The 14,001-nt window shown below is 47.8% G+C and carries 17 protein-coding genes; 13 read left to right on the forward strand and 4 right to left on the reverse strand.

Going from position 1 to position 14,001, the window contains the following annotated elements; all coding sequences use genetic code 11:
* Positions 1-6: 6 nt before the first annotated feature.
* The 3 genes from J2S00_RS09675 (at position 7) to J2S00_RS09685 (ending at position 2,777) form a co-directional block, all read left to right on the forward strand.
* Entirely contained in the window at positions 7-1,764 is a 1,758-nt protein-coding gene (locus J2S00_RS09675; protein ID WP_307338969.1) for an ATP-binding protein, read from the forward strand.
* A gap of 12 nt (positions 1,765-1,776) precedes the next feature.
* Complete coding sequence (locus J2S00_RS09680) at positions 1,777-2,406, forward strand: YpmS family protein (RefSeq protein WP_307338775.1); 630 nt, start codon at positions 1,777-1,779, stop codon at positions 2,404-2,406.
* A gap of 98 nt (positions 2,407-2,504) precedes the next feature.
* Positions 2,505-2,777: a YlbG family protein gene (locus tag J2S00_RS09685; protein WP_307338778.1), complete on the forward strand. Its 273-nt coding sequence runs from the start codon at positions 2,505-2,507 to the stop codon at positions 2,775-2,777.
* Positions 2,778-2,838: 61 nt separating this feature from the next.
* Here J2S00_RS09685 and J2S00_RS09690 read toward each other — a convergent pair whose 3' ends face one another.
* Entirely contained in the window at positions 2,839-4,230 is a 1,392-nt protein-coding gene (locus tag J2S00_RS09690) for a hypothetical protein (RefSeq protein ID WP_307338780.1), read from the reverse strand.
* Between the two features lie 64 nt (positions 4,231-4,294).
* Between J2S00_RS09690 and J2S00_RS09695 the strand changes: the two genes are divergently transcribed.
* From J2S00_RS09695 to coaD, 3 genes are read left to right on the forward strand one after another with little or no spacing between them, the layout of a single operon-like run.
* Entirely contained in the window at positions 4,295-4,513 is a 219-nt protein-coding gene (locus tag J2S00_RS09695; protein WP_307338784.1) for a hypothetical protein, read from the forward strand.
* 42 nt (positions 4,514-4,555) lie between these two features.
* Positions 4,556-5,137 (forward strand): 16S rRNA (guanine(966)-N(2))-methyltransferase RsmD, encoded by a 582-nt coding sequence (gene rsmD / locus J2S00_RS09700; RefSeq protein WP_370875857.1) that lies wholly within the window; start codon positions 4,556-4,558, stop codon positions 5,135-5,137.
* Positions 5,134-5,619, forward strand: coding sequence for a pantetheine-phosphate adenylyltransferase (gene coaD / locus J2S00_RS09705; protein ID WP_307338787.1), 486 nt, complete (start codon positions 5,134-5,136; stop codon positions 5,617-5,619). Before rsmD ends, coaD begins: the two co-directional genes overlap by 4 nt.
* A 52-nt stretch (positions 5,620-5,671) precedes the next feature.
* Here coaD and spoVV read toward each other — a convergent pair whose 3' ends face one another.
* Positions 5,672-6,913, reverse strand: a complete 1,242-nt coding sequence (spoVV, locus tag J2S00_RS09710) for a dipicolinic acid transporter SpoVV (RefSeq protein WP_307338789.1) — start codon at positions 6,911-6,913, stop codon at positions 5,672-5,674.
* 165 nt (positions 6,914-7,078) lie between these two features.
* Here spoVV and J2S00_RS09715 point away from each other — a divergent pair, with 165 nt between their 5' ends.
* Together J2S00_RS09715 and J2S00_RS09720 are read left to right on the forward strand one after the other, a co-directional pair.
* A complete protein-coding gene (locus tag J2S00_RS09715; RefSeq protein ID WP_307338793.1) occupies positions 7,079-7,903 on the forward strand; it encodes a patatin-like phospholipase family protein in 825 nt (274 codons plus the stop codon).
* Positions 7,896-8,936 (forward strand): SepM family pheromone-processing serine protease, encoded by a 1,041-nt coding sequence (locus J2S00_RS09720; protein ID WP_307338794.1) that lies wholly within the window; start codon positions 7,896-7,898, stop codon positions 8,934-8,936. The genes J2S00_RS09715 and J2S00_RS09720 overlap by 8 nt, the downstream gene beginning before the upstream one ends.
* A gap of 3 nt (positions 8,937-8,939) precedes the next feature.
* On the opposite strand, the gene J2S00_RS09725 is transcribed toward J2S00_RS09720, so the two are convergent.
* The gene (locus J2S00_RS09725; protein ID WP_307338797.1) at positions 8,940-10,172 is read right to left on the reverse strand and encodes a nucleotidyltransferase; all 1,233 of its coding nucleotides are present in this window, start codon (positions 10,170-10,172) and stop codon (positions 8,940-8,942) included.
* Positions 10,173-10,255: 83 nt separating this feature from the next.
* Here J2S00_RS09725 and J2S00_RS09730 point away from each other — a divergent pair, with 83 nt between their 5' ends.
* From J2S00_RS09730 to J2S00_RS09750, 5 genes are all read left to right on the forward strand, one after another.
* Complete coding sequence (locus tag J2S00_RS09730; RefSeq protein WP_307338798.1) at positions 10,256-10,786, forward strand: YceD family protein; 531 nt, start codon at positions 10,256-10,258, stop codon at positions 10,784-10,786.
* 68 nt (positions 10,787-10,854) lie between these two features.
* Entirely contained in the window at positions 10,855-11,028 is a 174-nt protein-coding gene (rpmF, locus tag J2S00_RS09735; protein WP_307338800.1) for a 50S ribosomal protein L32, read from the forward strand.
* 148 nt (positions 11,029-11,176) lie between these two features.
* Complete coding sequence (locus J2S00_RS09740) at positions 11,177-11,440, forward strand: DUF2564 family protein (protein ID WP_307338803.1); 264 nt, start codon at positions 11,177-11,179, stop codon at positions 11,438-11,440.
* 267 nt (positions 11,441-11,707) lie between these two features.
* Positions 11,708-12,469: an enoyl-CoA hydratase/isomerase family protein gene (locus J2S00_RS09745; RefSeq protein WP_307338806.1), complete on the forward strand. Its 762-nt coding sequence runs from the start codon at positions 11,708-11,710 to the stop codon at positions 12,467-12,469.
* Positions 12,470-12,582: 113 nt separating this feature from the next.
* Positions 12,583-13,266: an RsfA family transcriptional regulator gene (locus J2S00_RS09750; protein ID WP_307338809.1), complete on the forward strand. Its 684-nt coding sequence runs from the start codon at positions 12,583-12,585 to the stop codon at positions 13,264-13,266.
* A gap of 187 nt (positions 13,267-13,453) precedes the next feature.
* Here the strand turns inward: J2S00_RS09750 and J2S00_RS09755 are convergent, their stop codons facing one another.
* Positions 13,454-13,951, reverse strand: a complete 498-nt coding sequence (locus tag J2S00_RS09755; RefSeq protein ID WP_307338812.1) for an N-acetyltransferase — start codon at positions 13,949-13,951, stop codon at positions 13,454-13,456.
* Between the last annotated feature and the right edge of the window lie 50 nt (positions 13,952-14,001).

The raw sequence follows: 14,001 nt of genomic DNA on the forward strand, positions 1-14,001 counted from the left end.
TTATGGATGACTATCATTCTTTTGGTGACTGTCGTTCTGGTCATCCTGACTTTTCTCCTGGTGCAGTTTTTTGATCATTTTTACTTTGAACAACAGAATGAGGAATTAAAACATTTGGCAGCCAAAATCGCTGATATTTTTGAGAGCTACGAGCATGATTCAGAAGCCCGCTATATCTCCAAGGAATTGGTGGAGGTGACCCAAACCACCCTGGTAGTGATCGGTCCCAACCACCATGAATTTTGGAAGGTTTCGGCTGATACAGGTCTGCCTATCATCGATGTGGAAACCCTGTTTAGCGACAGTGATTTACAGCAGGTGTTTTTTGGCCGGACCATTGATAAGCGAGACCACTTTCCTGTCTATGTCAACACCAATGTGGTTGAACTGGATGTGCTGATTGTAGCAGCACCGATCATGATCAATGGCTCCCCCCAAGGAGCTGTTTTTCTTTATCAAACACTGGATGTGATCAATGATACCATTGAGGCAACGAAGCGGATCATTTTGTATGCAGCGGGTATTGGTTTTTTCTTGACCACCATTTTTGCTTTCTTCCTGTCTACACGGATCACGTATCCATTGCGTCAGATGAAAGTGGCCGCTGACAATATGTCCAAAGGGGACTTTCATTCCCGGGTCTCCATCCGCTCCCATGATGAAATTGGTGACTTGGCTCTGACTTTTAATCACATGGCCAAACAATTAAACGATTCCATTCAGGCGCTGTCCCATGAAAAAGAATTACTGTCCAGCATTTTGCGCAGCATGGTAGACGGTGTGATTACCCTTGACCGTAAGGGAGAGATTATCCTGATCAATCCCCCGGCTGAGAAAATGTTGAAGACATGGCGGTATGAGGAAGATATGGACGGTGAATCCCACCAACTTCCACGTTTGTTACTGGATATCTTTGATCAGGTAGTGCAAACGGAACGGGAACATGTGCGCACTGTTTCAGCCCAGGGACGCTTTTGGACCATTGTCATGGCGCCCCTTTACAACCGGGAAAAGTTAAGAGGTGTGGTGGCTGTGGTACGGGACATGACCGAAGAACGGCGCCTGGATAAATTAAGGAAGGATTTTGTGGCCAATGTCTCCCACGAGTTGCGCACACCTTTGGCTATGCTGCAGGGTTACAGCGAAGCCCTGGTAGATGATGTGGTCGACTCAGCCGAGGAGCGGAAGGAATTGGCCCGGATTATCCACGAAGAATCCTTGCGTATGGGGCGGCTGGTCAATGAGCTGTTGGATTTGGCCCGCATTCAGGCTGGTCATATTGAGCTGGACCTGGAACCAATGCCCCTGGGACCGATTGTGCACAAAACATTGCGCAAATTTACCAACCTGGCCAAGGACGAACAGATTACCCTCCGGGAGGATGTCCAAGAATCGGCTGAGCTGTATCAAGTAGATGCGGACCGGATAGAGCAAATCCTGACCAATTTGATTGATAATGCCATCCGGCATACGCCTGCCCATGGCACCGTGTCTGTTCAATTAAAAGAAGACGCTCATGGGGCTCACATCTCGGTCAAAGATACAGGTCAAGGCATTCCGGAAGAGGATCTGCCCTTCGTGTTCGAACGTTTCTATAAGGCAGATAAGGCCAGAACAAGAGGAAAATCAGGTACAGGGCTGGGCTTGGCCATTGTCAAGGACCTGGTGGAAGCACATCACGGGCACATTGACGTGCACAGCAGAGTGGGTGAAGGAACAACCTTTACCATCCATCTTCCTCGACCTTCAAAAGAGGAACACTAAAGGTGATAAGGAATGGTTAAGATCACGGGAAACCGGTGGAAATGGGCTTTTTTCGTCCTTTTGGGCGCTGTGTTGCTGCTTGTTGTGGTCCAGTTATCTGTTCTCCTGTTGTGGCTGAACCATTTGCAAACGTCTCCTGATGGGCTAGAAGAGTGGCCGCCGGGGGGAGGAAGCCAACATCTGGGAAGTGGTACAGTCTTCACCTTGAGTGCTTCTAAACAGGATTTAAACACATTGATCAGTGCCTATGTGGCTCAAGACATTGATCAGAGGGAAGCTTATGAACTATATGTGGATGATGAGATTTATTTTAAAACGGAGATTCCTATCTTTAACCGCCAGCTCCCCCTGGTTATGAGCTTTGAAGCGCAGGTTCTCTCTTCCGGCAATTTGCTGCTTAAACAGCACACCATGCGGCTGGGAGGTCTTCAGCTGCCAGCTGATCTGGTCCTGGCTGTGATCAAGGGCAGCTACCATTTCCCTGAATGGGTCACCATTAATCCAGGACAGGCTGAAATCCACCTGGCCCTAAACCAGCTTAAGATTCATGAACAGTTCTATTTGAAAGCATTAAAGTTTGATCTGAAGCAGGATGAGATTATTTTTCAGTTGATCTATGAGGAGCCTGTTTCTGAACATTAGACTTGTCCAGGGTAAAATGTCATGGTTGCCACTTAGCAACTTCCATGCTAGGATAAAAATGAACGTCATTCAGCATACAAAACAAGGGGATTGTTCACATGTTTGTTAGAAAAAGAGGTTTGGCTGTGTGGTTGAACCAAGTCAAAATGGCCAGACACTTGAGAAAGTTTGGCAACGTGCATTATGTGTCCCGGCGCATGCGCTATGTTATTTTGTATGTTGACGAAAACAAGGTTCAGGATATGATAGCTAAACTGAACCGGCTTAACTACGTGAAAAGGGTGGAACCTTCTCATCGGCATGAATTGCGCCTAGAGTTCCAGTCCAAGGCGGATAAGGCGGAAGAGTATGATTATCAATCGAGAATATAGCTTAGAATAAAAGCAAAAAGCTCCTCTTCTTCTCAAGGAAGGGAGCTTTTTGCTTTTAGATTTACAGGATGAGGATGGCCATGGCAACAATGGTGACTGTGCCGAGGCCCAGCATCACCGGAATAAAGTTTTTCCTGACCACATCAGCCGGTTTGACCCCGGCAATGCCCGCATCTGCTGCCAGACCAAAAGCCCAAGCTGTCAAAGTTCCTCCACCGGCCCAGATGGCAGCTATTTGACCCAGGGAAGCTAAAACATGAACATCAACCCCGGCTGGACCACCAATGGCTGCCGACAATGAGCCCACTAAAGGCAAGCCTGAAAAACCGGATCCATCCAAACCGGTTAGAATGCCCACCAGGACAATCCCGATACTGAGTGCAACGGCGTCCAGAGGTAAAGCTTGGGCTAAGGCACTGCCTAAATCAAACAGATAGCCAGTTGCCCCTTCCCCCAAAATTTCAGGGGCATAGCGGGGGGAACCCATGAAAAAATATCCAGCGATAGGGATAACCGGGGTGAATATTTTGATGGCAAAGAGCAAACCTTCACGCAAATGCCCTACAATGGCTTCAAAACTATCTTTGCCTGCCTGAACAACTGTCAAGAGAATAAGCAATGCGGCAGCCGTTCCGCCAAGCAAAGCGGTGGCTTCACCGCCCCGGATTCCTTGCATGTACATCGTGAGCACTATACTGACCAAAATAACGGGGACCAGGATAGCCATCCAGCCGGCCAAGCGCGGTCGTCTGGAGCTCTTAACCTTGGCCTCCAATTCCTGCGGTGCTTTTCCCGGCCTTATTTTCCCTTTTTTCAAATCACGGCGCAAGATGAAGAAGGCGGCCGTCACGGCCACAACGCCGGTTACTAGGGAGAACAGGGCGGTATAAGGCAAAATATCAGCGGGGTCAACATTGGCACTGGCAGCAGTCAGGGAGGTGGCTCCTTGAATGACCAAGTCTCCTGATAGAGCCATGCCATGGCCAAACAGATTGACGGCGACGGCTGCGGCAATGGCAGGCAAGCCCACTTTCATCGCTATAGGGATGAGTAATGTGCCTACCAGCGCGATAGCCGGGGTGGGCCAGAAGAAAGTAGCGGCCACATACATGATCAGCCCCAAAATCCAAAATGCCACCCACGGTGTTAGCATCAGTCTTTTGATCGGGGCAATCATTTGTTGATCCGCACCTAGGGCACGCATGGACAATAACATAGCTACCATGAGCGAAATAACCAACATGATGCTGAACAATTCTTCACCGGCCAGGAGAAATGCTTTAAAAATGGTTTGAATGGCTCCCACAAGGGAACCGTGGTAAAGAATTCCAATCAGAAAAATTCCCACAATAGAGGGCAGGACTACATCTCGCCTTAATATCATGCAAGCAATGACAACAAGGATGCCAGCTAAAAACACCCAATGGATAAAACTCAAGTCAACGGTTTCCAACACAAAACACCCCTTTTTCCTCAGGTGGATAGGGAAACAGCCTTTGTCATACTGTATGCCTCCTGTGAAAAAAGGGTTAATATCTACGCAGAAATACAGCAAAAAAAGCCACCTGCCACAGGCAGGCGGCAAAAAAATGGGAGAGGAGAAACCGGAGGAAGAGCTTATGGGGAAACGTAAGTCTTCTCCGCGGTTGTCATCGGCATTGAACAATGCCGACATTATCATTATGGACAGCCAGACAAAAATTATACCTAAGAAAACACTTATTGTGTTAACATAAAAAAAGATTAATTTACCTTGCTAATGACATATACTAGTTGCAATGGAAGTGATGCTGGTGCGAGTGATCTCAGGTGCATTAAAAGGGCGCCGTCTGGCCCCGGTGCCAGGACAACAGACCCGGCCCACTACAGACCGGGTCAAGGAGGCCATCTTCAATTTGATTCCTGTTGATATGTACAGGGATGGGACAGGCCTTGACCTTTTTGCAGGAACTGGCAGTCTGGGCATCGAAGCCTTGAGCCGGGGATGCCGTCGCATGGTCTTTATCGACCACCATCCCTTGGCCATTAAAGTGATTTATCAAAATTTGAAAGCGCTAGGACTGACAGGACAAAGTGAAGTATACAAAAACGATGCCCGGCGAGCCCTAAAGGTTCTGGCCAAAAGAGGGATTGAATTTAACGTTATTTTCTTGGATCCCCCTTATGCCCATCACAATCTGCCCAACATCTTGTCTCTGATCGAACAGTATGACTTGCTCCGGCCTGAAGGCGTTATTGTGGTGGAGACAGCGAAAGGGACTGACTTAAAGGATAAACTGGACCGGCTGATCCTGGACAAGCATCATCACTATGGTGATACTGAGATCAGAATTTATGCGCGAAGGGAGGCCTCATCATGACAATAAAAGCTGTCTGTCCCGGCAGTTTTGATCCGGTGACCTATGGCCATTTGGATATTATTCAGCGGGCTGCCAATGTGTTTGATCATGTGATTGTCGCTGTTTTAAACAACTCAAGCAAAAAACCGCTGTTTACAGTGGAGGAGCGGATGGAGCTGCTTAGGGAAGTCACCAGGGATATGTCCAATGTGGAAGTGGATTCTTTCAACGGACTGTTAATCGATTATATGAAGAAAAAAGGAGCCAATACCATTGTACGAGGCTTGAGGGCTGTTTCCGATTTTGAATATGAGCTGCAGGTCGCTTCCATTAACCGTAAGCTTGATGACTCCATAGAAACGTTTTTTATGATGACCAACAACAAGTACTCTTATTTAAGTTCAAGTATTGTCAAAGAGATTGCTAAATACCACGCTTCCGTCAGTGATCTGGTGCCTCCGGAAGTGGAAGAAGCTTTGATGAAAAAGTTTGGTCAGGTGTAGCAGGGAGGAGGATACCGATAGGAAAAGTGAAGAAAGGCAGCAATGAGGAAACTCAAAACTGCCTTTTTTTGACCTGCAAGAAAGCGAAAAAGATAAGGCTGGCTATAACCAGGACTAAAGCGGTTGTCAGCAGAGTGCTGAAAACAAATAAATGGCTGTGACTCCACACCGACACATTTTGGGGAACACTCTGTGTGATAGCCGGTAATGACAAGTGGGCCAGCAGGGGGAGCAAAGGCTTCCACAATACATAAGTCCAGGCACAGGCTAATGCAGCATGAATCAAGCGGGCCAACAAATAAGGGGAGTAGCGGATATCGGTTCTGGCCAGCATGCTGGCCACTTGGGCATGAACAGACAATCCGCTCCAGGCAATAATGGCACTGGCGATGGCCACCTTGTGAGCCAACGGAATCCCATCTCCTGCTTCACTGGCCATCTGGGTGCCGAGCGTGATTTCAAACAGCCCGGCAAGCAAGGCATGGATCAGCGCGGGGTCAACGCCCACTGGGAACAGCAGCAAAGTAAGAAAGAAAGCCATTACCTTATTTAGACCAATAATATGAAGGATATTAATAATCACTGAAAACATAATGATAAACCCGCCGATCAGCAATAAGGTTTGGATGGAAGACAAGACAGCATCACCCATTAATTGGCCAATGGTCCGTCCGTCTTTGACCCGGGCCCGATGCATGGCCTGCAGGGCACGGTAAAGAATGTTGTGATTGTTTTGCGGAAAAAAGGAACGGCGCTTTTTCGGCGGCTTAGATTCATGGTAATGATGAAAGCGCATGATGAGCCCCACACAAATGGCAGAAAGGTAGTGGGAAAGGGCAATGATGACACCCAGGCGCACATCATGGAAAAAGCCAACCGCCACTGCACCAATCATAAACAAAGGGCCTGACGTGCTGGTAATGGAAACCAGCCGTTCCCCTTCGGCGCGGGTAATCAATTCTTCTTCCCTAAGGCGGACAGTCAGTTTAGCCCCCATTGGATAACCTGAAGCGATCCCCATCGACATGACAAATCCTCCCACACCTGGGACACGGAACAAAGGGCGCATACAGGGTTCCAACAGAACACCCAGAAAATGAACCACACCAAATCCCATCAATAGTTCCGAAGTGATAAAAAAGGGGAGGAGTGCAGGAAAAACAACTTCCCACCATATGGTTAATCCCCGCAGGGAGGCATCGAACGACTGCTGAGGAAAAGAGAGAATGGAAACCACTAACACTAAGGAAAATAAGGCCATGCATCCTGTTTTGACATAGGCTGCCCGTTGCATACCTACCCTCCTCGTACAAGTCAGGCTTGTATATGTCTACGTTGCAACAGACAGCTTTAGACCTTTTTGAGGGAAATTCCTGTTCAGCTGAGGAAAGAGCTAATCAGAGAATGGACCGGTTATGATCCTTCCTGCTTACGAATAAGCATTAAAGAGGTGAACATCGTGATTAGGAACCAGAATCAAATTGAACAGCAACAACCAAAAATCGGTCTTGCTCTGGGGGCAGGAGGTGCCCGGGGGCTGGCGCATATCGGCATTTTGCAAGTGCTGGAAGAACATAATATACCGGTCCATTGTATTGCCGGAAGCAGCATCGGCGCCCTGGTGGGCAGTTTTTATGCAGTGGGTCATTCACCACAGCAGATGAGAAAATTCCTTTCCCTTTTTCCTCAAAAGTACTGGTTGGATTATACAGTACCCAAGATGGGTTTTATTGCTGGTGACAAAGTGAAAGAGATCGTGCGCATGCTTACTAAAAACAAACGAATCGAAGAGCTCGACAAGCCGCTGGCTATTGTAGCCACCCACTTACATAAAGGGGAAAGGACTGTCTTTCGCCAAGGATCAATTGCAGAAGCGGTCAGAGCCAGTGTCTCCATTCCGGGCATTTTTGAGCCGGCAGTGATCGATGGAGAGCTTTACGTGGATGGCGGCGTGGTAGACCGCGTGCCTGTCTCTGTTTTGAAAGAGATGAAAGCGGACCTGATTGTGGCGGTTGATGTCTCCTATGTTGGGGAGACCAATCACCAGATTAAGTCCATTTTTGACGTGATTGCCCAGACCATCGATATTATGGAAAGGGAAATTCTTAAATACCGCATGTTTGATGTGGATGTTTTGATACGTCCCCAGGTGAATGCGTACAGCACCACCATGTTCTACAGAGGGGAAGAAATTATTCAAGAGGGGGTACGTTCAGCAGAACAAGCGATGCCGAGGATTCAAGAATCTATCAGGAAGTGGAGGGAATCAAATACACATGTTTAACGGGCGTAACGGAAGAAGCTGGGCATTAGTGCTGCTGATCACACTATTATTGGCAGGGGCATATTACTATCCCCTTCCTTATTTTGTGTCTCAACCGGGAGAGGCCATTGAACTGGAGCCATTGATACAAGTCCAGGGCGGCCATCCCGAGCAGGGAAGCTTTATGTTAACCACCATTCGCATGGGTGGGGCCAATGTCATCACCTATGCCTTGGCCCGGTGGAACGAGTATATGGAACTGATCGATAAGGAGCGCATTTTGGCCCATTATGAAGATGAAGAGGAATACAGCCGTTATCAGCTGGAGGCGATGGAAACCTCCAAAGATGCGGCGATTATTGCTGCTTATCAATTCGCTGGAAAGCAGGTGAATGTGGTCAATCATGGTATTATCGTCACTCACATATTAGCAGACATGCCGGCCAGGGAAACTTTGCAAATCGGGGATGTTATCACTCATGTGGATGGTTTGGCAGTCAATACATCGGAAGAACTGATTCAGTATATCCAAAGCAAAGAAGTGGGGGATCAGGTGGAGCTTATCTTTAAAAGAGGAGATGAGGAACAGACGGTCTCCCTTACCCTGCAGCCACTCCCCTCTGTGGAAGAAGGAGGGGAGGAACGGGCCGGAATCGGCATTGGCGCTGTCACGGACCGTCAAATTGAAGTGGAGCCACCGGTTGAGATTCAGACCAAACGAATTGGCGGCCCTTCTGCAGGACTGATGTTTGCCTTGGAAATTTATAATCAGTTGACCGAGGAAGATATCACTAAAGGCTATCGCATAGCCGGCACGGGAACCATTGATGCGGATGGCAGAGTGGGCCGCATCGGTGGTGTCCATCAAAAGGTGGTGGCAGCGGATCGTGCCGGAGCTGACATCTTTTTTGCCCCCAATGAAGGGGGGGCACCTGAGTCTAACTATCAACGGGCTGTGCAGGCTGCCCAGGATATTGGCACCCAGATGCAGATCGTGCCTGTGGATACCATTCGAGATGCAGTCGATTATTTGCGTCAATTGCCAGAGAAGTAATATTTATGTTCTGAGCGGGGGCTGGGCCAGCTCCCGTTTCCATTCTTTAGCCCGTATATCAGAGCGGTAGCCCAGCGTGTAGATCCGGGCTGCTTTGAGATCCCAATCCAGCATGGGGGGATGAGCTTGGCGAATGTTTGCGATCAGGGGGATCGTCAATTCTTTTTTGTACCGGTTTAAGAGTTCCCGTCCTTTAGCAGAATATCCCAGCAGCCGTAAATAGGCCGGCCCTTCTTGAAGGCTGAGATTCTCTATATCCTGTTTGTGGCATTGAGTCAAGGTATGGACCAGGATGCGCTGGATACGGTTCCAGGTATAGCGTTTGGTTTTTACTTGTTCAATCAGGTGTTTGGCAGAATGAGAAGAGAGAACGCATGCTTTGAGCCGGTGCTCAATCCCTTCCTCCATTTCATAAATACGGTTCAAATCTCTGGCTGAGTGGGACAGCAGCGCATATAAAAGGTAGGAGTAAAAATTTTCCCAACAGATAAGCCCCCTGCCTGCCTCGTATTCCTCCTTTAATACATCCAAGGTAAAGGACGGCACAAAAGGGCGTATGGCCTCCCAGTCAGGGACAGCCGTCTCCAGCAGGGCTTGGCGAATGCTGGTGGCACTGGCAATATGGGTGTCCGTTAAAGTCTGTTGGTGGTAGTGAGCCTTGTAACGCTTGATGGTTACTGGTTGAATGGTGCTTTTCAATTGATGCAAAGCCATGAGATAATGGAGACCCAGGATGTTATTGGGTTGTGCAAATGTTTTAGCATCGACCCTGTCCGATTTGTTTAACTGTGCTGCCAGCGCATGCCCATAAGCATAAGCATAGGGATGCCCCTCTTTCAGTTTGGCCTTCAGTGTCTTTTTAAATGACTGGGATTCTGTGGCCAGCATGCGGGCTGCAGTATTCAGTTCTTCCAGGTTGCCGCTTTCAGAGCCGAAGCACAGGTGGGTGACAAAGGGAAGCTGATTAAGCAGGAACACAGCGCCGTAAGCAAAGATTTCGGCTTGCTGGGTACTATAAACATAAGGCAGTTCAAAGACCAGGTCCACTCCCATGTCCAAAGCCATGCGGGTCCGGGCCCATTTATTGACCAGAGCAGGCTCCCCCCGTTGCAGAAAGTGGCCGCTCATGACGATCACGCAAGCCTCAGCCCCGGTTAAGGCCATCGCTTGTTCAAAATGATAACGGTGACCATTGTGTAAAGGGTTGTATTCAACGATTAAGCCGACGACTTTCATGCTTTCACCTCTTGTTCCATCATATTTGACAAAAGCTTAACTTTCAAGCTATAATAAATTCTGTTGCTTTGAGGTGACAAACATTGAAAATACCGACACATCGCATCCTTCATTTAGCGGATCAATCATTGCCTTTGCATGAAACATATGACATGAGCGCCCTTACAGAGCGCCATAAACAGCTTCTGTCCATAGGCCCTGTAGAATTTAACGGTGAGGGTTATTTGGAATCGGGCTTGTTTGTTATCAAAGGAGAAGTTAAAGGGGAATATATCCTCACTTGTTCCCGCTGCTTGAGAGAATTGGAAAAGTCCTTTAGTCAAGCTGTTGAAGAACGCTTTGATTTAAACCCTGAACAGCATCGTTTCAACGGGGATGATGAGCAAGAGGATATCCATCCTGTACATGAAAATGTGCTGGACTTGACACCTTACATTGAACAACAGGTGTTACTCTCGATCCCGTTTATTCCCGCTTGTGAAGATGAAGCAACTTGTCAGGAAAACATGCTTCAAGAGGGAAAAGGCTGGTCCATTGCCCGGGAAGAGGAACAACAGGAAAAAGTGGATCCCCGGCTGGCTGAACTGGCCAAACTCTTGAATAAGGACCAGTAATCACTTAGGCTGCTACCGTAAACCAATCGCTTACATACCGACTCAACCTGGTAAAGGGGGTGGAGAACATGGCAGTACCTTTTCGGAGAACATCAAAAACCCGCAAAAGAAAACGTCGCACTCACTTTAAACTGAGTGTTCCGGGCATGGTCAAATGCTCTTACTGCGGTGAATACAAACTGGCTCACCGCGTCTGCAAAGCCTGCGGAACATACAAAGGTGAAGATGTAGTCAATGACTAAAAAGGTAAGGGGTTGCTCTTACCTTTTTTTATATTGTCCCCCAATGCATGATTCTCCTCCGCTTAAGCCATGCTAGGTAATGTGTTTTTGATCCTGCAAAACAGGTTCAAAAATGCACAAGTGAGAAAAGGACCGGGGAGGAATGGTCATGAATCAACAAAACCAACAAATTCAGCAGTTGCAACAAGCGGTTCAACAAGCTCAGCAAGCTGTTCAGCAGGCCACTCAGCAAGCCAATCCCCAACTAATTCAACAGGCTCAGCAACAATTGCAGCAAGCCCAGCAGCAGTTGCAACAAGCTCAAGCTTCTGCCCAAGCTCAGCAACAACAACAATTTCAGCAGGTACAGCAGCAGCTTCAACAAGCTCAGCAGCAATTGACACAGGCCCAAAACAAGCTACAGCAGCAATAACCTTCTTTTGCTCCCGGTAGATTAGCAAGGAGTCAGCTAATCAGGTACTGTGTTACTTCCTCAAGGCTCTCGCTCTGGCCAACAGGCCGAAGCGAGGGCTTTTTAGGTAAAAAGCAGCGATGGTATTTTCAAACTCTGTAGTGGGAGGAAAAAGGATGGCGGTAGGCGAAAAAGTAAATATGAAGTTGATTTTGACCTGGAGACAAAAGGCCAGTGGGGCATTTATGAGAAAAAGTTAGCGGACAGTTCTAGCAAGGGGGAAAGGCGATGATTAAAAAGGATGTTATCGAGCATATGGGTGTGTTAACCCTGGCCAGGCCATGGGTGCATAATGCCGTTAACCGCCAGATGATCAAGGAATTGGGCCAACATTTACAAGCGTGGCGGGATGACAGGGAGATTAAAATGGTCATACTCACTGGAGAAGGGAACTCGTTTTGTTCAGGGGGAGATATTGAGGAATTTAACACGCTGAGCAAAGCAGAACTCAGCGCCTGTTTTCAGCAGATGAAAGAGGTTTTGTTAGCGTTGCACTATTTTCCCAAACCGACTGTGGCTGCTTTAAACGGGACAGCGGTGGGAGGGGGCTGTGAGCTGGCCAGTGCCTGCGATTTTCGTTTGGCCCATCCCGCTGTTCAGCTCGGGTTTGTGCAGATTCGTTTGGGGATTACGACCGGCTGGGGAGGAGCTAATTATCTGTTTAAACTTCTCCCCCGTCAAAAAGCACTGGACATGCTGTTAAGCGGAGAGAGGATGTCCGGCACTGAAGCCCATAAGCTGGGTTTTGTCGATAAAATCTTTCCCACAGACCATTTTTTTGAACATGTGCTCACCTGGTGCAGACGCTTTGCCCGTCAGCCCCTGGACGCGCTGCTTCTCTACAAACAAACTGCGCAGCAAGCGGAAGATCCCCGCTTCAGTTTTTCCGAGAAGGTGACGGCAGAAGTTGAGCGGTGCATACAGGTGTGGGCAGGTCCGGTTCATCAGCAGTCAATGATCCACTTTTTGCAAAAAATAAAGAAAAAATAGTTGGCCAGGTTTAAAAGATTGTGATTTGGGCATACTTCCAATAGTAGAACAAGATTCTATGAACTCTACTAAGTGCATAGACTAATTAAAAAGCTGCTATTGGAGGGATCAGAATGGTTGCTCAAAGACAAGATGCATGGACGGAGGAAGATGATCTCATCCTGGCTGAGGTGACCTTGCGTCACATCCGGGAAGGAAGCACGCAGCTTGCTGCCTTTGAGGAAGTGGGCCAGCGTTTGGGGCGCACGCCGGCTGCCTGCGGATTTCGCTGGAATAGTTTGGTGCGCAAGAAGTATGAGTCTGCCATCCAAATTGCCAAAGCACAGCGCAATCAGCTGAAAGCAAGAAGTAAAAAGCGGACTTCCACCGCTGAAAGTGATAGAGTGCAAGAGTTGTCAGCTCCGGGCACAAACCAGGAACTGGCTCAGGAGATGACCCCTGAATTGGATGTGCGCACGGAAGTAACTGAACAAGCGGAATCAACGCTGACCTATGACGATGTGATTCGTTTTCTCCGCCAACAAAAGGAATCTTATAAAAAGATGAGGCAAGTAGATCAACTGTTAAATCAAAAAGAAGAAGAAATTAAAAAGTTACGAGAAGAGAATGAACAGGTGAAAAAGGAACTGGAAAGCATCCAAAAAGAGTATGATATGATGAATGAAGATTACCAAGCTTTGATGAGAATTATGGACCGTGCCCGGAAACTTGCCTTTTTGGGTGATGATGAGCAGGAAGAACGGATCAGTTTTAAAATGGACAAAAACGGCAACTTGGAGCGGGTTGAAAAGGGATAATCAACCTTGATGGATTATAGAGAATCCAAAGCATAAACAAAAGGGAAGAGAGCCCCTTACTGTAAGGACGGGATGGGGGCACCTCTTCCTTTTTTCGTGTACACATTTTTGTGTTCTCAACCAGTGCGACTGATAGCAGGGGATGGCAGGACCATACAAAATAACTTTGACTACAGTTTTCCAGATCCTACAGTTCCAGGTCGCTGTCTTCCAATTCCCTTTCTTTAACGCCTTCCGGCAGCCAAATATAGGGGCTTTCTCCCCTGTCACGAACCGGATTGTACTTTACAGGCTGAAAACCCATTTTGAGCCAAAAATCACCCGACTGTTGTCTGGCATTGGTTTTGATAGGCTGACCAAAGCTTTTGGCATATTCAACCAAGGCCGTCCCGTAACCGCGGTGGCGATAATCTGGCAAAACCTCCAGTTTCCACAGCTCCAAATAATCTTGCGGGGGATCAAAATAGCGGTCATACTTGGCGTTAATCTGGTACAAACTCATGCGGGCCACCAGCTTATCCCCATAATAAATGCCATAGAAGGGAGAGTTGCTGTCATCTTCAATAATGTTGGCTTGCAGATCTTCGAGCATAGACAATTCTTCTAAGCCATATTCCTTAAATTTCTGAAACTCCTCCAGTGTTTTGTAATTAATTAATAAGCGCTTCACTTCTGGCTTATCCACAATTGACACCCCTTTTTTGCAGCTACCTTCAGTATTAGTTTACTGTTTTT

The organism is Caldalkalibacillus uzonensis (assembly GCF_030814135.1).
Classification (GTDB): Bacteria; Bacillota; Bacilli; order Caldalkalibacillales; family Caldalkalibacillaceae; genus Caldalkalibacillus; species Caldalkalibacillus uzonensis.

Bases quoted from the DNA above. Each gene is read 5' to 3' on its own strand.
- J2S00_RS09675 (WP_307338969.1), top strand. From the start codon at position 7: ATGACTATCATTCTTTTGGTGACTGTCGTTCTGGTCATCCTGACTTTT.
- J2S00_RS09680 (WP_307338775.1), top strand. From the start codon at position 1,777: ATGGTTAAGATCACGGGAAACCGGTGGAAATGGGCTTTTTTCGTCCTT.
- J2S00_RS09685 (WP_307338778.1), top strand. From the start codon at position 2,505: ATGTTTGTTAGAAAAAGAGGTTTGGCTGTGTGGTTGAACCAAGTCAAA.
- rsmD (WP_370875857.1), top strand. From the start codon at position 4,556: ATGGAAGTGATGCTGGTGCGAGTGATCTCAGGTGCATTAAAAGGGCGC.
- coaD (WP_307338787.1), top strand. From the start codon at position 5,134: ATGACAATAAAAGCTGTCTGTCCCGGCAGTTTTGATCCGGTGACCTAT.
- spoVV (WP_307338789.1), bottom strand. From the start codon at position 6,913: ATGCAACGGGCAGCCTATGTCAAAACAGGATGCATGGCCTTATTTTCC.
- J2S00_RS09720 (WP_307338794.1), top strand. From the start codon at position 7,896: ATGTTTAACGGGCGTAACGGAAGAAGCTGGGCATTAGTGCTGCTGATC.
- J2S00_RS09725 (WP_307338797.1), bottom strand. From the start codon at position 10,172: ATGAAAGTCGTCGGCTTAATCGTTGAATACAACCCTTTACACAATGGT.
- rpmF (WP_307338800.1), top strand. From the start codon at position 10,855: ATGGCAGTACCTTTTCGGAGAACATCAAAAACCCGCAAAAGAAAACGT.
- J2S00_RS09740 (WP_307338803.1), top strand. From the start codon at position 11,177: ATGAATCAACAAAACCAACAAATTCAGCAGTTGCAACAAGCGGTTCAA.
- J2S00_RS09745 (WP_307338806.1), top strand. From the start codon at position 11,708: ATGATTAAAAAGGATGTTATCGAGCATATGGGTGTGTTAACCCTGGCC.
- J2S00_RS09750 (WP_307338809.1), top strand. From the start codon at position 12,583: ATGGTTGCTCAAAGACAAGATGCATGGACGGAGGAAGATGATCTCATC.